This is a genomic window from Massilia sp. Masssp93 (assembly GCF_059491295.1).
Genome location: NZ_CP168502.1, coordinates 3,550,409 through 3,569,461, shown reverse-complemented (window position 1 = coordinate 3,569,461; position 19,053 = coordinate 3,550,409). Strand labels below are relative to the sequence as shown.

Sequence of the window (19,053 nt, the reverse complement as noted above, 5' to 3'; positions counted from 1 at the left end):
CCGGCGTCAGCGGCGCGGCGCCATCTCGATGCCGGCCAGTTTCCAGCTCCACAGGCCGGCGCGGCGGAAGACGAAGCTGCCGCCGTCCTGCGCGGTGACGGCAAAGCGATTCAAGCCGCGGTAGGCCAGCCGATAGCGCGGCGTCTCGCGCACCGGTTCGGTGGCGGCGGCTTCCGGGGACCGCTGCGGCTGCGCGATCTCGATCCGGCCATGTTCGACCATGGCGCCGACGCCGGCCGGCGACACGACCGCGTCGATGACGGGATTGACGAGGGCCAGCGCGAACGCCGAGCCGATCGTGGCAAACGGATTGGCGTCCTTAACCTCCCCGGCATCCCGGCCCATCGCGGCGAGCAACTGGCCTTTCACGCTGGCGCGCAGGGCGGGAAAGTCGACTTGCGCGGACACGGCCTCGGCATCGCGGCGGGCGACGGCTGACTGCAGGCGGTGCAGCGTCCACCACGGGCTGGCGGCGCTGGTGGCGAGGACGACGAGGAGGGCGCCGGCGGCGAGGGCTCGGGTGCGGTTCATCATGAAATCTTTGCTTTCTGGAAAAGCGCCATGATAGCGGACACAAACGACGAGGCCGGAACGGTTGCCCGTCCCGGCCTCGCATGCTCCGTCAGCCGCCTGGCTCAGTGATGCCGGCGATGCCGCGTCACCGTCACGTGCCTGCGGCCGTGGCGGGTGCTGCCGCCGACCGACGCGCGGATGCGCGGGCCGCCGGCGGAAGCGCGCACGCGCGGGGATTCGGCGCTCGTCGACACGGGGCCGGCGTCGCCCAGCACGTGACGGCGGATGTTCAGGGCATCCAGGAAGCGCACGGACGAGGCGCCCGCATTCAGCAGCACCATGGTCGCGTTCTTGCCGGCGGCCTTGATGCGCATGATCAGGCAGCGGCCCGCTTCCTGCGTGTAGCCGGTCTTCGACAGGCCGATGTCCCAGCCCTTCGCGCCGACGAGGCGGTTCGTGTTGTGGTACTCGACTTCACGGCCCTTGATGTTGATCAAGTCCTTGGGCGACGTCGTGATGCGGGTGATTTCCGGATAGTTCGAGGCGGCCGTGGCCATCTTGACGAGGTCGGCGGCCGTCGAACGGTTGTGCGGGCTCAGGCCGGTCGGCTCCTCGAGGACCGTCTGGGTCATGCCCAGCGCCGCGATCTTGCGATTGACCGCGCCGTGGAAGGCCTCGATGCCGCCCGGGTAGGTGCGCGCCAGGGCGGCGGCGGCGCGGTTGTCCGAGGACATCAGCGCCAGCTGCAGCACGTCGCGGCGCGGAATGGTCGCGCCGACGGGGACGCGCGACGAGCTGTGCTTCAGCATGTCGACGTCTTCCTTCTCGATCTCGATCGGCTCGTTCATGTCCTGGTGGGCATCGAGCACGACCATGGCGGTCATGAGCTTGGTCAGCGAAGCGATCGGCGCGACGGTACCGGCGTTCTTTTCGAACAGCACTTTGCCGGTGTCGTCTTCGACGACGAGCACGGATTGCGATCCGAACGGCACGGCGAGGGCCGCTGCGCTGGAGATCGTCATCACTACGGCAGCGAGAAATTTTTTGATCATGGATGGTGTCTTGTACGGTTAATGGTCGGGCGCCGGACGGCGACGGAACATCAGCGTCGGGTTGGCAGATAGCGTCTAGCTATACAGCAACAAATAAAGTTGGAAGATAGCACTAAAGATTGACATATGTCCATGTCCCTTAGTGAAATATCGAGTCCAACGGAAAGATTCTACAAGAAAAAAAAGCCCCGCGTTGCCGCAGGGCCTTCTTTTTGAACGGAATTTTCTAATGTGTCTTATTTTGACTGGTAGATTTTGTCGAATTCACCACCATCGTCGAAATGTCGTTTCTGCGCGGCACGCCATCCGCCGAACACCTCATCCACGGTGAACAACTTGATCGGCTTGTAGTTCGCGGCGAACTGCTTCATGACTTTTTCGTTGCGCACGCGCAGATAATGCTTCGCGCCGATGGCCTGGCCCGTTTCCGAGTACAGGAAGTTGAGGTAGGCCGTGGCCTCCTTGCGGATGCCCTTGCGGTCGACGACCTTGTCGACGACGGCCACGGGCGACTCGGCCAGCACGGAGATCGACGGGTACACGACTTCGAAGTCGTTGCCGAATTCGGCGCGGACGAGGTTCACCTCGTTCTCGAACGTGACGAGCGCGTCGCCGATCTGGCGTTGCGTGAACGTGGTGGTGGCGGCGCGGCCGCCGGCATCCAGCACGGGCACGTTCCTGAAGATCTTGCCGACGAGATCGCGCGCCTGCGCTTCGTTGCCGCCCTTCTTGATCACGGAGCCCCATGCGGCCAGGTAGGTATAGCGGCCGTTGCCGGCGGTCTTGGGATTCGGGATGACGACTTTCACGCCCGGCTTGGCCAGGTCGGCCCAGTCGTGGATGCCCTTGGGATTGCCCTTGCGGACCAGGAACACCATGGTCGAGTAGTAGGGCGCGGCATTGTCCGGGAATTTCTTCGCCCAGTCCTTCGCGACGAGGCCGCGGTCGGCCAGCATGTCGATGTCGTTGGCCTGGTTCATCGTGACGACGGACGCTTCCAGGCCGTCGGCGACGGCGCGCGCCTGTTTGCTGGAGCCGCCGTGCGATTGCTTGATCGTGATGTTTGCGCCGGTCGTCTTTTTCCACTCGGCGACGAAGGCGGGATTGATGTCCTTGTACAACTCGCGTGCCACGTCGTACGACACGTTCAGCAGTTCGACGTCGGCGGCCTGGGCGGTGAACGGCAGCACGGCACTGCCGAGTGCCAGCGCCAGCAATGCGCGGCGCAGCGAGGAAACGGATGGGATCGCCATATTGTTTTTCCTTGTAAAGACTCTCTTGGGGTGATGGATGATCCGTTAAAAAATAGCAAAACAAAAGTACATTTTTATCATATGCTTAGACGCCGTATGAAGCATGCATACGTTTGGAGCCAGCGCAAAGCAGGTAAATCGCGTTTGGGTTATAGTCCGGCCTTTGCTGTTCGGGCCGGCTTCCGGTCCGCTGAATCATCGTTCGTTCCAGGTTGATGCTGAAAAACAATGGGTATCGAAATTCGCCACGCAACACCCGATGACGCGCCGGCGGTCTGCGAGCTGCTGCGCCGTTCGATCGAGGAGGGCTGCGTGCTCGACCACGGCGGCCGTCCCGAGATATTGCAGGCATGGCTCGGCAACAAGACGACCCAGAACGTGCTCGGCTGGCTGTCGTCGTCCAGCAATTTCGCCCTTGTGGCGGAGGGCGGCGCGGCCGGTGCGCGTGACGTGGTCGGGTTCGCATTGCTGAACCAGGCCGGCAAGGTGCCCCTGTGCTATGTCCGGCCGGACCTGTTGCGCAACGGCGTCGGGCGGGCGCTGCTGGTCGCGCTGGAAGCGCAGGCGCGCGCCTGGAACATCAGCAAGGTGTACATGCAGAGCCCCGGCTCGGCCAGCGGCTTCTTCGAGCGCCTCGGCTATGTCAACGCGGGCAAGGACAAGGCCTGCTATGGCCTCGAATGTGACTTCCTGTGGAAGCACCTCGACGCCGAAACGGTGCCGGCGCGCAAGCGTTTTTGCAATTGCAGCCAATGAGCTGCGTCATGCTTCGATCGTTGTTTAACATTACATAACGTGAACTCATCTTTTTTCCCGCGTGCGCTTGCGCTATAGTAGGCGGGTTGCAATGATGAGTTCGTTATGGCTTCCCGCAGAGATTTTCTTCACCAAGGCTTGCGCCTGACCGCACTGGGGCTCGTCGCCGTCCCGGCCATCGACGCCCATGCGGCCCGCGCCGCGTCCGGCCGCGACCAGCTTGACGCCCCCGGCACGGACCTGGAACCGCCCCCGGACCTGTTCGATGCCCAGCTCCTCGACATCGACTTCTGGGTCAAGCCGCGTACGCTGTCCGTGGTCCGTCCGGCCAGCGGCGAACGCGCCAGCGTCATGTACTGGAAGGATGGCGAGGTGATCGACTCGGCCTACCAGGAATTGTGCCATCTGTTGCGCGACGTCAACGGCAAGGCGTCGATTGCCATCGACCCGAAGCTGATCGAGACGCTGTGGGCCTCGCAGGCGTTCGTCGCGCGTTACGGCCTCGACCGGCCGCTGGAGATCCTGTCCGGCTACCGCACGCCCGCGTCCAACAACCGCTTGATCGAGCAGGGCGTGCCGGCCGCGCGCCAGTCGCTGCACATGTCCGGCAAGGCGGCCGACGTCCGCATCGCCGGCCTCACCGAGGAAGTGCTGGGCGGGCTCGTGAAGAGCTTCCGCAAGGGCGGCGTCGGTTTCTATTACCGCGGCGGCCCGAAAGGCGGCTGGATTCATACGGACACGGGCCTCAACCGTACCTGGAAGGGCTGAGCACGCTCTGGCGCCGCCGGATTCCCGGGCGGATAGGCGGCGCGCGCATTCCCGCGTTTTTGCTATCGTGAGCACACCAACCTTTTCACGAAGGAGGACATGATGGCAACCATGAATGCACCCACGATGGAACGCCGGCACCTGCCCGAACGGCGCGCCGCCGTGCGCGAGGGCGCGACGGCGCTGTCCGCGCTCGATTACACCGCGATGGTGCTCCTGATTATCGGCGGCCTGAACTGGGCGATGGTCGGCCTGCTCGACGTCGACGTCGTCGCCACGCTGTTCGGTCCGGGCAGCCCGGCCAGCCGCGTCGTGTACGTCATCGTCGGCCTCGCGGCCCTGTATTCGATCTATACCGCGGTCAAGATGGGTCGCCACAGGCATTGAGCCTCATGCGCGTCGGCCTCATTTCCGACACGCACGGCCTGCTGCGCCTCGAGGCGCTCGATTTCATCGACGGGGCCGACCACATCATCCACGGCGGCGACATCGGCAGTCCCGCGATCCTCGAGCGCCTGGCGGCCATCGCGCCGCTGACGGTAGTGCGCGGCAACAACGACACGGCGCCGTGGGCGCATGCGATCCCGGAGACGGCCCGCGTCGACTTCGGGCCGGTGGCGCTGTATGCGATCCACGACCTCAAGCTGCTCGCCATCGACCCGCGCGCGGCCGGCGTGCGGATCGTCGTGTCCGGCCACTCGCACCGGCCCGCATGCGTCGAACGGGACGGCGTGCTGTACGTGAATCCGGGCAGCGCCGGGCGCCGCCGCTTCACGCTGCCGATCGCGGCCGCCGAGCTCTTCATTGACGGCGACGCCGTCCGTGCGCGGCTCGTGACGCTCGTCCCGTAAGCGCGTTCTGGCCGCGGCGCCGGAAATGCCGTAGCATACGCGCCGTCCTCAAGCTTGATCGATCCCATCCATGACGTCTGACCAGAACACCAACGACCGCGCGGCCGACAGCGCCGAACGTCCCCGTTTCCGCCCCGTCCCGTGGACGCCGCTGGAGACGCCGCAAGACGTCGAGCTGTGGATCGACGAGCACAACCGCACCATGCAGGAGCTCGTCAAACCGCAGGAAACAGGCGTCGGCGTGCGTTTCCGCCTCGCGCCCGGCGGCGACGTCTATATGCAGACGACGGCGGATGCCGTGATCCTCGACGTTGAGCCGGACGCGGGCTGGATCGCGCCCCTCATCATGGCCGCGACGGGCGCCGAACAGCCCGCCGGCACCATCTGGGTGCTGCCGGACGACAAGCTCGTGCAGTTGCTGCTGGGCCTGTCCACGCTCGTCGAGCACTCGCTGATCGTCACGGGCCACAATTTCGGCAAACACGCTCGTAGAAACTTTTAGCATATATTTACGACAATATTTCCTTTGCGCATAGTCATGATTCGGTGTTAAATCAGCACTGTCCCGAACGAAGAGCTGAGCCGATGCACACTGGATTCCCGAATACCACGCGGCGCGCGCTGCTGTCCGCCGCGGCGCTGACCCTGGGTCTCGCGGCCGTGTCCGCGTCGGCCCGCGCGGCCGACCTGCTCGACACCGTCAAGGCGCGCGGCCAGCTCCGCATCGCACTGGAAGGCACATATCCCCCATTCAATTTCAAGGATGGGAAGACGGGCCAGTTGGCCGGCTACGACGTCGACGTCGCGAAACTCGTCTGCGCCCGCCTGGGCGTGAAGCCGGAATTCGTCACGACCGAATGGGCGGCGATCCTCGCGGGCCTCGGCGCCCGCAAGTACGACGTCATCGTCAGCCAGGTGGGCATCACGCCGCGGCGCCTGCAGGCGTTCGATTTCTCCCAGCCTTATACCTATTCCACGCCGCAGCTGATCGTGCGGCGCAACGAAGGCGCCGCGTACAAGAGCCTGGCTGACCTCAAGGGACGGACGGTCGGCGTGGGGCAGGGCAGCGTGTTCGAGCAGCAGGTCCGCGCCGTGCCGGGCATCGAAGTCAAGAGTTATCCGGCCGCGCCGGAAAACCTGCAGGACCTCGCGTTCGGCCGCATCGACGCCGCCCTCAACGACAGCCTGATGGTCGCATACCTGCTGAAGAACTCGCAGCTGCCGATCCGCGCCGGCGCGCGCGTGGGCCAGGTCGAGCGCATGGGCATCGCCTTCCGCAAGGGTAATCCGAAATTCCACGCGGCCATCGACAAGGCCCTGGACGAGGCACGTGCCGACGGCAGCCTGAAGCAGGTGTCGGTCAAGTGGTTCGGCACCGACGCTACCCACGCGCCATGACGGCGTCATGGCCGCGCTGACCGAACTCGTCGAGCTGCTGCGCGAAGCGGCGCCCGTGATGGCGAAGGGCGCCGGCACCACGCTCGCATTCGCGCTGGCATCGATGGTGGGCGGACTCGTGCTGGGCTTTCCCACGGCCGTGCTGCGCGTCGCGCCCTGGGCGCCCCTGCGCTGGCCGGCCGCGCTGTACGTGAGCGCGTTCCGCGGCACGCCACTGCTGGTGCAGTTGTTCGTCATCTATTACGGCCTGCCAGGCATCGGCATCGAATTCACGCCCGTCACGGCCGGCATCCTGGCGCTGTCGCTGAATGCGGGCGCGTACCTGTCCGAGAGCTTGCGTGGGGCCATTCTCGGCGTCGGACAGGGGCAGTGGAATGCCGGCTTCAGCCTCGGGCTGACCTATCCGCAGACGCTGGCCCTCGTGATCCTGCCGCAGGCGCTGCGCATGGCCGTGCCGGCGATGAGCAATACGCTGATCAGCCTGATCAAGGACACGGCGCTCGTGTCCGTCATTACCGTCAGCGAACTGATGCTCGTGACCAAGGAACTGATCTCGGTGACGTTCAAGCCGTTGCCGCTGTACGCGGCGGCGGCCGCCGTGTACTGGCTGCTGAGCCTGTTCTTCGAGGCCGTGCAGCGCCGCGCCGAGCGCCATTTCAACCGCGCGCATCGCTGAAAAGGCGGTGTAGGCGTTGGCGATGAGACGGTACGCGCGGGGCAGAGGACGCGCGGGTTCCGGACGTCCTGCCGGCCGTTCGCGAAGTCTTACCTCATGCGTTCAAACGGCCAGGCCTTTTTGCAGCAACTCCGCCACCAACTCGCCCAACTCGACGCCGCGCTCCTTGCTCAGCGCCTGCAATTGCTTCACCAGGTCGCCGTTGAGCTTCACGGCAAACGGCACCAGTCCCAGCGCGCGGTCACGCTCACGCTGCTGGCGCCGGTCAGGCGCGGCGGCGGCGGCCGTTGCGCCGAAGGCGGCGCCCTTCGCACCCATCTGGTTCATCAATTTCTTTGCATCGCTCTTGGCCAGGTCGGTCTTTTTCATTGTCTGCTCTTGTGTTATTTAACTGGACTAAAAAGGAACATCGGGACCGCATATCGAATAACGGGCCGGCGCCAGGTCAGCTTTCAGGGTCGTAGTAGAACTCGCGGAGTTCTTGTGCACAGCGGCAGGCCGCAGCGATCCTGGCCGCCCATTCAACGGCAACCGCCCGGGACGGAAGCTCGAGCACACAAAAGCCCCCGTCGAACTCTCTGGTCTGGCGGTAGGTCCCGGTCGTGCAGCGCCCGTCCGCCGCAACCATGACCGGTTCGACTTCGTCGTTGATGCCGCCGCCAAACACATAGACCCCGGCGGCCTTTGCCTCGCGGATCACTGCACGCGCCGCATCGCCGACGGCCGGCATGTCCTCGGCAGGCACATCCATCGCACTCGCGGGGAAGGAGATAAGAAATTTCGTCATGATGCGATGCTCGAGATGGGGGCCCCGCAACCTTTGCCGGCCGGGCCAGGGCGTTCAGTGTACGGTAGTTCTCGCCCCAAAGCGGCGATCGGATGCCGCCGTCAATCGCATCTCGATCCGCGAGCGGATCGGGACCGGCGGCAATCCTGTGAAAACGGCGGATTGCTCCGCCGTTTTGATCATCACATGTTCGGGTAGTTCGGCCCGCCGCCGCCTTCCGGCGTGACCCAGACGATGTTCTGCGTCGGGTCCTTGATGTCGCACGTCTTGCAGTGCACGCAGTTCTGCGCGTTGATCTGCAGGCGGTCACGGCCCTCGTCCGTCTTCACGAACTCGTACACGCCGGCCGGGCAGTAGCGCTGTTCCGGACCCGCGAACTTGGCCAGGTTGACCTCGACGGGGATATTCGGATTCTTCAGCGTCAGGTGCACGGGCTGGTCTTCCGCGTGGTTCGTGTTCGAGATGAACACGGACGACAGGCGGTCGAACGTCAGCTTGCCGTCCGGCTTCGGATAGGCGATGGGCTTGAAGTCCGATGCCGGACGCAGGCATTCGTGGTCCGCGTGCTTGTGGTGCAGGGTCCACGGGGCCTTGCCCTTGAACACGATCTGGTCGATGCCGACCATGATGGTGCCAGTGATCAGGCCCTTGCTCATCCATGGCTTGAAATTGCGCGCGACGTGCAGTTCCTCGTGCAGCCACGACTGTTCGAACGCGGCCGGGTAGCTCGCCAGTTCGTCGTGCTGGCGGCCTGCGCCCAGCGCGGCATGGGCGGCGTCGGCGGCCAGCATGCCCGTCTTGATGGCCGCGTGGCTGCCCTTGATGCGGCTCGTGTTGAGGAAGCCCGCGTCGCAGCCGATCAGCGCGCCGCCCGGGAACACCGTCTTCGGCAGCGACTGCAGGCCGCCGGCCGTGATCGCGCGCGCGCCGTACGAGATGCGCTTGCCGCCTTCGAAGAAGTGGCGGATGGCCGGGTGCGTCTTATAACGCTGGAATTCCTCGTACGGCGACAGGTACGGGTTCTGGTACGACAGGCCGACGACGAAGCCGACCGCGACCTGGTTGTTTTCCAGGTGGTACAGGAACGAACCGCCGTACGTGTCGTTGTCCAGCGGCCAGCCGGCCGTGTGGATCACGAGGCCGGGCTGGTGCTTGGCCGGATCGATTTCCCACAGCTCCTTGATGCCGATGCCGTACGTCTGCGGGTCCTTGCCCTTGTTCAGGTCATATTTCGCCATCAGCTGCTTGCCGAGGTGGCCGCGCGAGCCTTCCGCGAACAGCGTGTATTTCGCATGCAGTTCCATGCCCAGCTGGAATGCGTCGGTCGGCTGGCCGTGGCGGTTGACGCCCATGTTGCCGGTCGCGACGCCCTTCACGGAGCCGTCGTCGTTGTACAGGATCTCGGCGGCGGGGAAGCCCGGGAAGATCTCGACGCCCAGCGCTTCCGCCTGCTGGCCCAGCCAGCGCACGACGTTGGCCAGCGAGATCACGTAGTTGCCGTGGTTCGTCAGCGCTTTCGGCACCATGAACGACGGCGTCGCGTACGACCTGGTCTCGGTGAGGAACAGCACGCGGTCTTCCGTGACGGCCGTGTTCAGCGGTGCGCCCAGCTCCTTCCAGTTCGGGAACAGCTCGTCCAGCGCGCGCGGATCCATCACGGCGCCCGACAGGATGTGCGCGCCCAGTTCGCCGCCTTTTTCCAGCACGCAGACCGACACGTCCTGGCCCTTTTCGGCAGCCAGCTGCTTCAGGCGGATCGCTGCGGACAACCCGGCCGGGCCGCCGCCGACGATGACCACGTCGTATTCCATTGCTTCGCGGGGGCCGTATTCTTCGAGGAGGGAGTTGGGCTGAGTCATGTCTTATAGTAGTTAAAAAAATTTAAGCACGAGTGTGCACTTTTTTGCGCTCGTTGGCAACGTCGAGCGCCATTGTAGGGCAACTATTAGACGCGGCAATCTAATCGGTGTGAAATAGGTGAAGTGTGTAATCATTATGACTTCGCAACAGAATTTAGTTCGGGGACAGGGGGCGTAACGTGGGGATTGAAGTCAATTTCGAAGGAAAAATCGCGATGGTCACGGGCGCATCCAGCGGACTGGGCGCGCGGTTCGCCAAGGCCCTCGCCGGTGCCGGTGCCCAGGTCGTGCTGGCGTCGCGCCGCATCGAACGCCTGAAGGAGTTGCGCGCCGAGATCGAGGCGGACGGCGGCGCGGCCCACGTCGTGGCGCTGGACGTGACGGACCTGGCCAGCATCAAGGCCGCGATCGCCCACGCCGAGACGGAAGCGGGGCCGATCGACATCCTCGTCAACAACTCCGGCGTGTCGACGACACAGCGCCTGCTCGACGTCAGCGAGGAAGACTACGGCTACGTGATGGACACGAATCTGCGCGGCGCCTTCTTCATGGCCCAGCAGACGGCCAAGCGCATGATCCAGCGCGCCAAGGGCGACCCGAAGAAGCAGCACCGCATCGTCAACATCGCGTCCGTCGCCGGGCTGCGCGTGCTGCCGCAGATCGGCGTGTACTGCATGAGCAAGGCCGGCGTCGTGCAGATGACGAAGGCGATGGCCGTCGAATGGGGCCGCTACGGCATCAACGTGAACGCCATCTGCCCGGGCTATATCGCCACCGAGATGAACGAGGATTATTTCGACACGGAGCAGGGGAAAAAGCTGATCGAGATGCTGCCGCGCCGCCGCACCGGCAAGCCGGAAGACCTCGACGGCCTGCTGCTGCTGCTCGCGGCCGAGGAAGCCCATTTCATCAACGGCGCCATCATCACGGCCGACGACGGCATGACGGCGCAATAACGTTGCGATGACAGCGCGATGACAGCGCATGCGCGGCCGCGGCTGCTGCTGGTCCACGGCCTGCTGGGCTCGTTGAGCTATTTCGAGCCGCAGCGCTACCTGCCCGGCGTCGACGTCGTCGCGCCCGACCTGGCCGGCTACGGCCGGCGCCGCAGCGACGACACCGGTCTCGCATTACCCGATCAGGCGGCAACGCTCGCGCGCTTCCTGCGCGACGATGCCGGCGGCCCCGCTTGGGTGCTGGGCCACAGCGTGGGCGGCGCCATTGCGATGCTGCTGGCGGACATGGTCCCCGATCGCGTGCTCGGCCTGATCTGCGTGGAGGGCAACTTCACGCTGAAGGATGCGTTCTGGACGGGCCGCATCGCCGCGCTGACGGACGCCGATTGGGCCGCCGAATATGGCGCGATGGAAGGGGCGCCGGCCGCCTGGCTGGAACAGAGCGGCATCGAGGCGAGCGACGAGCGCGTCGCGTGGGCGCGCGAGATCCTCGCCAATCAACCGTACACGACGGTGCAGAAGATGGCGCAGTCCGTGCTCGACACGACGGGCGCGCCGGACTACCTGGGCTGCGTCGGCCGCGTGCTGGCGCGCGCCACGCCTTTGTACCTCGTCGGCGGCGAACAGTCGGCCGCCGGCTGGGACGTGCCCGACTGGGTGCTGTCGCAGGCACGCCGCGTGTGCGTCCAGCCCAGGGCGGGGCACATGATGATGCTGGAAGACCCGGCGACATTCTGCGGCATCGTCGAGGGCATCCTCTACGACGGGGACTGCCGTTCCGGCGCCTGACGCCGTATCATTGCGCCTTTTGGCAACGACACAGACGCAATAATGAGCGACAAGAAGCAAGTTCACGCCATGCGCCAGGCCATCCGCTGGGGCGACATGGATGCATTCGGACACGTGAACAACACGGTGTATTTCCGGTACATGGAGAGCGGGCGCATCGCCTTCCTCGAACAGGCGGCGGGCGGCCTCGACGTCCAGCACGAAGGCCCGGTGCTCGTCACCGCCTACTGCACCTTCATCAAGCAGCTGAAGTACCCGGGCGAGATCGAGATCCGGACGTTCGCCGGTCCGGCCGGCCGGTCCAGCTTCGAGGTGACGCACGAGATCCGCATGGTCGACGAGCACGGCAATGCCGACGTGGTGGCGGCGGAGGGCGGGGGCAAGGTCGTGTGGATCGATTTCGCGGCCGAGAAATCGGTGCCGCTGCCGGCGCAGTTGCGCGCGATGCTGCCCGCGGACTAGCAGAGCCCGGCGGGCACCCGCGCCCACCGTTCATTCTCGTGACATGCCCACCAGCTTGTGCACGAGTTCCGACGACGTCGACGCCGAGAACTTGCGCATCAGCTTGGCGCGGTGCATCTCCACCGTGCGCGGCGACAGGTCGGTCTCGCGCGCGATCACCTTGCTCGTCTTGCCTTCGACGAGCAGGGCCGCGATCTCGCGCTCGCGCGGGGTCAGCTCGGCCGTCACGGGACGCTTTTCGCTGACGTCCTCGAACGTCCACACGCCGGCGCCCAGCGGCTCGGCCGGGTCGAGCGCGCGGCCCGTCACGTGGCACCAGAACAATTCCCCATTGCCCCGCCGCATGATGCGCTCGTCCGAGTAGCGGCCCTTCGCGTTCATGATCGGAATGATGCGGTCGCCCGTGCGCAGGAACTCGTCCATGGTCGGGTAGAGTACCGAGAACGACTGGCCGTCCAGATGCGTGCGTGGATAGCCGAACATCGCCGCGAGGGCGTGGTTGCAGGACTGGATCACGCGGTTCACCGAGATGCACATGCCGACCGGCGCGTGCTGGAAAATCATCTCGTAATCGATGGCGTATGATGCGTTCATTTGATGGTAGTCGAGTGTCCCCGCAGGAAACGCTTGCCGGTATTTCTACGGTATTGTGCTTTGGAGGGGCGTATTCTATTCTCGAATTCTACTCTGCTGTAGAGCAGCATAACCACGCTTGAAGCTCAATAACCAAAGGGACGGGTATGAACAAAGTGTATCCTGATGCGCGCGCCGCGCTGGAAGGGGTCGTCGCAAGCGGCCAGACCATTGCCGTGGGCGGTTTCGGCCTGTGCGGCATTCCTGAGGCGCTGATCCTCGCGCTGCGCGATTCCGGCGTCAAGAACCTGACGGCGATCTCGAACAACGCCGGCGTCGACGACTTCGGTCTCGGCCAACTGCTCACGACGCGCCAGATCAAGAAGATGATCGCTTCGTACGTGGGCGAGAACAAGGAATTCGCACGCCAGTTCCTGGCCGGCGAACTGGAACTGGAATTCACGCCGCAGGGCACGCTGGCCGAGAAGCTGCGCGCCGGCGGCGCCGGCATCCCGGCTTTCTTCACCAAGACGGGCTACGGCACCATCGTCGCGGAAGGCAAGGAGACCCGCGAATTCGACGGCGAGATGTACGTGATGGAGCGTTCGCTCGTGCCCGACGTGTCGCTCGTCAAGGCCTGGAAGGCCGACCGCGCCGGCAATCTCGTGTTCCGCAAGACGGCACGCAACTTCAACCCGAACGTGGCGACCGCGGGCAAGGTCTGCATCGCGGAAGTCGAGCAGCTGGTCGAGATCGGCGAAATCGATCCGGACCAGGTGCATACCCCGAGCATCTTCGTGCACCGCATCGTTCACAACCCGACGCCGGAAAAGCGCATCGAACAGCGCACCGTGCGTCAAGCATAAGACCAGGGAGACAGACATGGCATGGACTCGTGATGAAATGGCCGCGCGCGCGGCCAAGGAACTGCAGGACGGTTTCTACGTGAACCTGGGCATCGGCCTGCCCACGCTGGTGGCGAACTACGTCCCCAAGGACATCGAAGTGTTCCTGCAGTCGGAAAACGGCTTGCTGGGCATCGGTCCGTTCCCGACCGACGCTGAAGTGGACGCCGACCTCATCAACGCCGGCAAGCAGACGGTGACCGCGCTGCCGGGCGCCGCCTACTTCAGCTCGGCCGATTCCTTCGGCATGATCCGCGGCGGCAAGATCAACCTGGCGATCCTCGGCGCGATGCAGGTATCGGCCAAGGGCGACCTGGCCAACTGGATGATCCCGGGCAAGATGGTCAAGGGCATGGGCGGCGCGATGGACCTCGTGGCCGGCGTCAAGCGCGTCGTCGTCGTGATGGAACACGTGGCCACAAGCAAGGACGGCTCGGTCAGCCACAAGATCCTCAAGAAATGCGACCTGCCGCTGACGGGCGTCGGTGTCGTCGACCGCATCATTACCGACCTCGGCGTCATCGACGTCACGGATACCGGTCTCAAGCTGGTCGAACTGGCGCCGGGCGTCAGCAAGGATGACGTCGTGGCCGCCACGTCGGCGGAACTGGACGTTTCGGCCGTCTGAGGCCGCTGCGGGCGGCGCCGCAATGCCGCCGCCCGTTTCTCTTCCAAACGCTTCCGTTCAGCGCAGGGTCCACACGTATTTCACGCTGGTCCATTGCTGCACAGGCTTGCCGTTGTCGAGCGCGGGGCGAAAGCCGCATGTCGCCAGCGCCGTGCGCGCGGCCTCGTCCAGTGTCGCAAAGCCGCTCGATTCCATGACCTTCGAATCCTTCACCCGGCCGTTCTCGTCCACCAGAAAGCCCAGGGTGACCGCGCCCTCGTGGTGGCCCTGCAGGTCGGCTTTTGGGTACTGTGGTTTGGCGCAGCTCCTAAACTCGAGTGTCGCCCTGGCGGTTACGGCGCTGTCGTCGGCCGGCGGACTCGACGCGGCCTGTGCCGCAGCAGCGCAGGCGAACGCGACGCCGGCCACGTAGAACGATGCCGGGACGGGCCGGCAGCCCAGGGTGGAACGGACACTGCGGACGATGCTGAACATGGATTCTCCTTTGGGCCGAGGCCCGGTTGAATGGGAACTGATGACCTCCAGTTCGGGAAGGCGCCGCCTCATGCGAGCGTCCAGATGTACTTGACGGGTGTCCACGTCGGTACGGGCCGGCCGTGGCTCAGTGCGGGCTTGAACCGGCATCGATGCAGCGCGCCGCGCGCCGCCTCGTCCATACTGGCGTAGCCGCTCGACTGCAGGATCTTCGACTCCATCACGGCGCCGGCGGCGTCGACGCGGAATCCCACGATGACGGCGCCTTCGTGTCCGGCCGCGATGTCGGCCTTCGGGTATTGCGGCTTGCGGCAGGAGGTGAAGTCCATGATGGCACGGCGCGACACGTCGGCCGCCGCGATGGCTGGCGCCGCGATGGCTGGCGCAGCGACGGCTGCCGCAGCGACGGCTGCCGGGCGGTCCGTGCCGCTGCGCGATGACAACGCGTGGGCACCGGCGGCGCAGGCCACCACGAGACCCAGCACGAGGCTCAGCCCGGGCAGCGCGGTATGCCAGTCCAGCGCCTGCCGATCGGGACGCAGCAGGCGGCGGATGCGCGAAGCGAGGTCGCCACCTGTCGCGGCCTGGGCCAGGTGGTGGCGCGAGAACTGCAGGCGCTCCAGCTCGGACAGCGCCCGCGCCAGGCGGCGCGGTTCGCCAAGCAGGCGCGCGGCGAAATCGTCGGCAATCTGCTCGCGCTCGTGGCGGATGCGCCGCGAGATCCACCACACGGCCGGATGATAGAACAGCAGGGCCTCGATCACGTTCTGCGCGAGGTTGACGAGGTAGTCGTGGCGCCGCACGTGGCCCAGTTCGTGCACCAGCAGTGCCTCGAGCAGGGCGGGCGGCATGCCCGTCACGAGCGCGGCCGGCACGAGAACGACGGGCCGCCAGCAACCGGCCGTGATCGGGCTCGCAAGCCTGTCGACGATGCGCAGGCGCAGGTGGCGCACCATGCCTGCACGGGCGGCAAGTTGCGACAGGCGGGCCTGCCAGGTGCGTTCGCCATCGCGACGTTCCGAAGCGTCGCCTCGTGCCGTGTCGTCGTCCGCGCCCGCGCCATGTCCGATCCACAGTAGCCCGAGGGCCATGCGCAGCACGAATGCCGCCGCGCAGACCGCCCACGCGCCGACGATCGTGTCGAGATGGCGCTGCAGCCAGCCGAACACGCCGGCCGCGTCCGGCAGTGCCGCGTCCGGCGCGGGCACCAGCGGCAGCAGGCGCGCCGCCGGGATATCGCGGCCGTCCTGCAGCATCAGCACGAGGTCGGCCACCGGCCAGGCGATGCAGAGCAGCAGCGCGCCGCACCCCAGGGCATAGCGGCTTTCCGGCCGGGCGTTGCGCAGCGCTACGAGCAGCACGGCCGTCGCGCAGCCGACCAGCGTCCCTTGCCAGACGAAGTGCAGCAGCGTCCAGCCGAGGCTCGCCACGAAGGCGGGAGCTAGCGCGGGCAGGTGCAGCGGCGCGAGTAGATGCGTGGGCAACAGCATGGTCAGCAGCCCACGGGCAAACCCGGCGCTCATTGCTCGTCCTCGTCTTTCAGCAGTTGTTCGATCTCATCGCGCTCCTTTTTCGAAATGCCGCTCTTGAGGGCGGCCAGTACGAGCGCTTTCGCCGAGCCGGCGAAGGCGCGTTGCATCAGGTCCTTGAGCAGATTCGTCTGCAGCGCGTCCTGCGCCTGGGCTGGTGCGTAGACGTGAGACCGTTCGCTCTCGTCGCGGATCAATAAACCTTTGGCGTGCATGATCTGCATCAGGCGCAGCACGGTCGCGTACGTGACGTCCGGGCGTTCCTTGATGATGTCCTCGTGGACCTGGCGCGCCGTGGCCGAGCCGAGCGGCCACAACACTTGCAACAGGTCGAGTTCGGCCGGCGTCGGCCTCGGCAGGGCGGGGGATGTGGTCATGGCAGTCTTGCGGAACGTGGTCGATAAATCTAGACTAGCTTGTCTAGAACGACTTGTCTACAAGTTTATTTTCCGCCGTTTCGCTTGCCATGGGCTTGCTTGGCGCACTAACATAGACATGGTTGTCTACATATCGCCGAGCCCATCCACCGTTGGAGCCTTCATGCTGAAAACCCGTCTGCGCATTGCCGTTCTCGTCCTCCTGCTGGCCACCGGCGCGGCCCGCGCCACGCCCGTCCCCGCGTACCCGTTCGTGCATGTCACCGGCAGCGCCTTCCAGGCCGTCGTGCCCGACATCGGCAGTCTCGACTTCGAAATCGTGGCCACGGACGCCGACCCGGCCGCGGCCCGAACCGTTCTCGAAACGCGCGTGGGAGAAGTGCGTGCCCTGATGGGGCGCCTGGGCATGGAGGACAGTGACGCCGCCGTCCGCGAAGTGCGCCAGAGCGTTCGCAAGGACGACCGGGCCGCGAACGGCGCGCCCGTGTACGAACTGCGCTGCGACGTCCATATCAACGTGCGCAACCTTGCCAACTGGGCGCCGCTGGCCGGCGGCCTGCTCGGCAAGCCGAACCTCGACGGCTTCGCGTCGGCCTTCGACCGCAGCGACATGGACCGTATCAACGACGAACTCATGACGCAGGCGATCCAGGACGCGCGCCGCCGGGCCGAGGTGATGGCGGCCGCATTCGGGCGACGCGTCGGCGGGGTGATGGCGGCGACGCCGGATATGCTGAAGAACCTGGGTACGGCGATGGGCCTGGAGCGCGACGATTTCCGCCACGCGCGCACCACGGGCGATGCGCGCGCCCAGGACGTGGACCGCGAACAACTGCTGGCGGTCCCGGCGCTCAAGCTGCGCCAGCCCGTCGACGTCATCTTCCGCCTGGAAAATGCGCCCAGGCACGCACGGTGACACGAGGGGATGTTCCGGCGCGCCGCCATGAATGCGCGGCGCTAAAAAAAACGCCGGGAGAACCCGGCGTCTGAACGAGGAATCGTCGTTGTGGCGTGCGGCTTATGCGGCTTCGCGGACCGGGTGCAGGTCGGCGGCGGCGTCGTCCGGGCTCGGATTCTTGAGCTCGGCGGTCAGGCGTTCCTGGTCCAGCTCACCTTCCCATTTCGACACGACGATCGAGGCGACGCCGTTGCCGATGATGTTGGTGAGGGCGCGGCATTCGCTCATGAACTTGTCGATGCCGAGGATCAGGGTCATGCCGGCCACCGGGATCGTCGGCACGACGGCCAGGGTCGCGGCCAGCGTGATGAAGCCGGCGCCGGTGATGCCCGAGGCGCCCTTCGAGGTCAGCATCGCCACGAACAGGATCGTGAGTTCCTGCGTCAGCGTCAGGTCGGTGTTCGTGGCCTGGGCGACGAACAGGGCCGCCATCGTCATGTAGATGTTGGTGCCGTCCAGGTTGAACGAGTAGCCGGTCGGGACGACGAGGCCCACGACGGATTTCGGGCAGCCCATCTTTTCCAGCTTGCGCATCAGGGCCGGCAGGGCGCTTTCCGACGAGCTGGTGCCCAGCACGATCAGCAGCTCTTCCTTGATGTAGGCGAGGTAGCGGAAGATCGAGAAGCCGGTCAGGCGGGCGATGGCGCCCAGCACGATCACGACGAACAGGAAGCAGGTCAGGTAGAACGAACCGACGAGCGATGCCAGCGGGATCAGCGCCTTGACGCCGTATTTTCCGATGGTGAAGGCCATGGCGCCGAAGGCACCGATCGGGGCGGCTTTCATGATGATGTTCACGACGCCGAAGATGGCGTGCGACATGTCGTCGATGAAGCGGGTCAGCGGACGGCCGCGTTCACCCATCATCGACAGCGCGAAGCCGAACAGGATGGCGATGAACAGCACCTGCAGGATTTCCCCTTTGGCGAACGCATCCACGAACGTGTGCGGGATGATGTTCATGAGGAAGTCGACGGTGTTCAGCGACTTGGTCTTGTCGGTGTACTGGGCGATCGAGTGCGTGTCCAGCGTGGCCGCGTTGACGTTGAAGCCGGCGCCCGGCTTGATCACGTTGGCGACGATCAGGCCGATGGCCAGCGCGAAGGTCGAGACGACTTCGAAATAGAGCAGGGCCTTGCCGCCGACGCGGCCGACCTTCTTCATGTCCTGCATGCCGGCGATACCGGCGACGACGGTGCAGAAAATGACCGGGGCAATGATCATCTTGATCAGTTTGACGAAGCCGTCTCCCAGCGGCTTCATCGCGGTTGCGACGCCCGGATCGTAGATGCCCAGCAGGACGCCCACGATAATCGCAAACAATACCTGGACATAAAGGACTTTATAGAATGGTTTTTTCATGACGAGGCTTCATGCGTTATTAGTAACACCGTCATCATTACGCAAAATATCTGGGTCGGCTATTGTGGAAAACCGCAACGGCGGGACAGATATCCGGACCTCGGCTTGCTGAATAACGGGCCGGGGC

24 protein-coding genes are annotated in these 19,053 nt (G+C 65.3%); 13 read left to right on the top strand and 11 right to left on the bottom strand.

What is annotated here, in order from left to right:
* Window positions 1-6: 6 nt before the first annotated feature.
* The 3 genes from ACEN9Q_RS14425 to ACEN9Q_RS14415 form a co-directional block, all read right to left on the bottom strand.
* Window positions 7-534 (bottom strand): DUF2939 domain-containing protein, encoded by a 528-nt coding sequence (locus ACEN9Q_RS14425; RefSeq protein WP_495625061.1) that lies wholly within the window; start codon window positions 532-534, stop codon window positions 7-9.
* Window positions 535-635: 101 nt separating this feature from the next.
* Window positions 636-1,565, bottom strand: coding sequence for a serine hydrolase (locus ACEN9Q_RS14420; RefSeq protein WP_056435778.1), 930 nt, complete (start codon window positions 1,563-1,565; stop codon window positions 636-638).
* 236 nt (window positions 1,566-1,801) lie between these two features.
* The gene (locus ACEN9Q_RS14415) at window positions 1,802-2,818 is read right to left on the bottom strand and encodes a sulfate ABC transporter substrate-binding protein (RefSeq protein WP_056435775.1); all 1,017 of its coding nucleotides are present in this window, start codon (window positions 2,816-2,818) and stop codon (window positions 1,802-1,804) included.
* 228 nt (window positions 2,819-3,046) lie between these two features.
* Between ACEN9Q_RS14415 and ACEN9Q_RS14410 the strand changes: the two genes are divergently transcribed.
* The 7 genes from ACEN9Q_RS14410 (at window position 3,047) to ACEN9Q_RS14380 (ending at window position 7,267) form a co-directional block, all read left to right on the top strand.
* Window positions 3,047-3,574: a GNAT family N-acetyltransferase gene (locus ACEN9Q_RS14410; protein ID WP_056435772.1), complete on the top strand. Its 528-nt coding sequence runs from the start codon at window positions 3,047-3,049 to the stop codon at window positions 3,572-3,574.
* Between the two features lie 105 nt (window positions 3,575-3,679).
* Window positions 3,680-4,342, top strand: coding sequence for a YcbK family protein (locus tag ACEN9Q_RS14405; RefSeq protein WP_495625060.1), 663 nt, complete (start codon window positions 3,680-3,682; stop codon window positions 4,340-4,342).
* 111 nt (window positions 4,343-4,453) lie between these two features.
* A complete protein-coding gene (locus ACEN9Q_RS14400) occupies window positions 4,454-4,729 on the top strand; it encodes a DUF378 domain-containing protein (RefSeq protein WP_495625059.1) in 276 nt (91 codons plus the stop codon).
* A 5-nt stretch (window positions 4,730-4,734) separates the two neighbouring features.
* Complete coding sequence (locus tag ACEN9Q_RS14395) at window positions 4,735-5,193, top strand: metallophosphoesterase family protein (protein ID WP_495625058.1); 459 nt, start codon at window positions 4,735-4,737, stop codon at window positions 5,191-5,193.
* Between the two features lie 70 nt (window positions 5,194-5,263).
* Window positions 5,264-5,695, top strand: a complete 432-nt coding sequence (locus ACEN9Q_RS14390) for a hypothetical protein (protein WP_495625057.1) — start codon at window positions 5,264-5,266, stop codon at window positions 5,693-5,695.
* Between the two features lie 83 nt (window positions 5,696-5,778).
* On the top strand, window positions 5,779-6,591 hold the full coding sequence (locus ACEN9Q_RS14385) for a transporter substrate-binding domain-containing protein (RefSeq protein ID WP_495625056.1): 813 nt from the start codon (window positions 5,779-5,781) through the stop codon (window positions 6,589-6,591).
* A 7-nt stretch (window positions 6,592-6,598) separates the two neighbouring features.
* Window positions 6,599-7,267 carry an amino acid ABC transporter permease gene (locus tag ACEN9Q_RS14380; protein WP_495625055.1) on the top strand — a complete coding sequence of 223 codons (669 nt, stop codon included), beginning with the start codon at window positions 6,599-6,601 and terminating at the stop codon, window positions 7,265-7,267.
* Window positions 7,268-7,369: 102 nt separating this feature from the next.
* On the opposite strand, the gene ACEN9Q_RS14375 is transcribed toward ACEN9Q_RS14380, so the two are convergent.
* The 3 genes from ACEN9Q_RS14375 to ACEN9Q_RS14365 all read right to left on the bottom strand — a co-directional run bounded on the left by ACEN9Q_RS14375 (window position 7,370) and on the right by ACEN9Q_RS14365 (window position 9,913).
* Window positions 7,370-7,636 carry a hypothetical protein gene (locus ACEN9Q_RS14375; RefSeq protein WP_495625054.1) on the bottom strand — a complete coding sequence of 89 codons (267 nt, stop codon included), beginning with the start codon at window positions 7,634-7,636 and terminating at the stop codon, window positions 7,370-7,372.
* A 76-nt stretch (window positions 7,637-7,712) separates the two neighbouring features.
* Window positions 7,713-8,054 carry a YciI family protein gene (locus tag ACEN9Q_RS14370; protein ID WP_495625053.1) on the bottom strand — a complete coding sequence of 114 codons (342 nt, stop codon included), beginning with the start codon at window positions 8,052-8,054 and terminating at the stop codon, window positions 7,713-7,715.
* Between the two features lie 182 nt (window positions 8,055-8,236).
* Window positions 8,237-9,913, bottom strand: coding sequence for an electron transfer flavoprotein-ubiquinone oxidoreductase (locus tag ACEN9Q_RS14365; RefSeq protein WP_495625052.1), 1,677 nt, complete (start codon window positions 9,911-9,913; stop codon window positions 8,237-8,239).
* 179 nt (window positions 9,914-10,092) lie between these two features.
* On the opposite strand from ACEN9Q_RS14365, the gene ACEN9Q_RS14360 reads away from it, so the two are divergent.
* The 3 genes from ACEN9Q_RS14360 to ACEN9Q_RS14350 are packed head-to-tail and all read left to right on the top strand — an operon-like array spanning window position 10,093 to window position 12,120.
* A complete protein-coding gene (locus ACEN9Q_RS14360; RefSeq protein ID WP_056135408.1) occupies window positions 10,093-10,869 on the top strand; it encodes an SDR family oxidoreductase in 777 nt (258 codons plus the stop codon).
* An 18-nt stretch (window positions 10,870-10,887) separates the two neighbouring features.
* Window positions 10,888-11,658 (top strand): alpha/beta fold hydrolase, encoded by a 771-nt coding sequence (locus ACEN9Q_RS14355; RefSeq protein ID WP_495625051.1) that lies wholly within the window; start codon window positions 10,888-10,890, stop codon window positions 11,656-11,658.
* A gap of 42 nt (window positions 11,659-11,700) precedes the next feature.
* Window positions 11,701-12,120 (top strand): acyl-CoA thioesterase, encoded by a 420-nt coding sequence (locus ACEN9Q_RS14350; protein WP_495625050.1) that lies wholly within the window; start codon window positions 11,701-11,703, stop codon window positions 12,118-12,120.
* A 30-nt stretch (window positions 12,121-12,150) separates the two neighbouring features.
* Here ACEN9Q_RS14350 and ACEN9Q_RS14345 read toward each other — a convergent pair whose 3' ends face one another.
* Window positions 12,151-12,714, bottom strand: a complete 564-nt coding sequence (locus ACEN9Q_RS14345; RefSeq protein ID WP_056435740.1) for a PAS and helix-turn-helix domain-containing protein — start codon at window positions 12,712-12,714, stop codon at window positions 12,151-12,153.
* A gap of 146 nt (window positions 12,715-12,860) precedes the next feature.
* Here ACEN9Q_RS14345 and ACEN9Q_RS14340 point away from each other — a divergent pair, with 146 nt between their 5' ends.
* Together ACEN9Q_RS14340 and ACEN9Q_RS14335 are read left to right on the top strand one after the other, a co-directional pair.
* Entirely contained in the window at window positions 12,861-13,559 is a 699-nt protein-coding gene (locus tag ACEN9Q_RS14340) for a CoA transferase subunit A (protein ID WP_056435737.1), read from the top strand.
* A 16-nt stretch (window positions 13,560-13,575) separates the two neighbouring features.
* A complete protein-coding gene (locus ACEN9Q_RS14335; RefSeq protein ID WP_495625049.1) occupies window positions 13,576-14,226 on the top strand; it encodes a 3-oxoacid CoA-transferase subunit B in 651 nt (216 codons plus the stop codon).
* 57 nt (window positions 14,227-14,283) lie between these two features.
* Here ACEN9Q_RS14335 and ACEN9Q_RS14330 read toward each other — a convergent pair whose 3' ends face one another.
* The 3 genes from ACEN9Q_RS14330 to ACEN9Q_RS14320 form a co-directional block, all read right to left on the bottom strand.
* Complete coding sequence (locus tag ACEN9Q_RS14330) at window positions 14,284-14,700, bottom strand: energy transducer TonB (RefSeq protein ID WP_495625048.1); 417 nt, start codon at window positions 14,698-14,700, stop codon at window positions 14,284-14,286.
* A gap of 68 nt (window positions 14,701-14,768) precedes the next feature.
* Complete coding sequence (locus ACEN9Q_RS14325; RefSeq protein WP_495625047.1) at window positions 14,769-16,223, bottom strand: TonB family protein; 1,455 nt, start codon at window positions 16,221-16,223, stop codon at window positions 14,769-14,771.
* Window positions 16,220-16,606: a BlaI/MecI/CopY family transcriptional regulator gene (locus tag ACEN9Q_RS14320; protein WP_056435724.1), complete on the bottom strand. Its 387-nt coding sequence runs from the start codon at window positions 16,604-16,606 to the stop codon at window positions 16,220-16,222. The genes ACEN9Q_RS14325 and ACEN9Q_RS14320 overlap by 4 nt, the downstream gene beginning before the upstream one ends.
* A gap of 163 nt (window positions 16,607-16,769) precedes the next feature.
* Here ACEN9Q_RS14320 and ACEN9Q_RS14315 point away from each other — a divergent pair, with 163 nt between their 5' ends.
* Window positions 16,770-17,522, top strand: a complete 753-nt coding sequence (locus tag ACEN9Q_RS14315) for an SIMPL domain-containing protein (protein ID WP_495625046.1) — start codon at window positions 16,770-16,772, stop codon at window positions 17,520-17,522.
* A gap of 102 nt (window positions 17,523-17,624) precedes the next feature.
* Here the strand turns inward: ACEN9Q_RS14315 and ACEN9Q_RS14310 are convergent, their stop codons facing one another.
* Window positions 17,625-18,926, bottom strand: a complete 1,302-nt coding sequence (locus ACEN9Q_RS14310; protein ID WP_495625045.1) for a dicarboxylate/amino acid:cation symporter — start codon at window positions 18,924-18,926, stop codon at window positions 17,625-17,627.
* Window positions 18,927-19,053 lie beyond the last annotated feature (127 nt).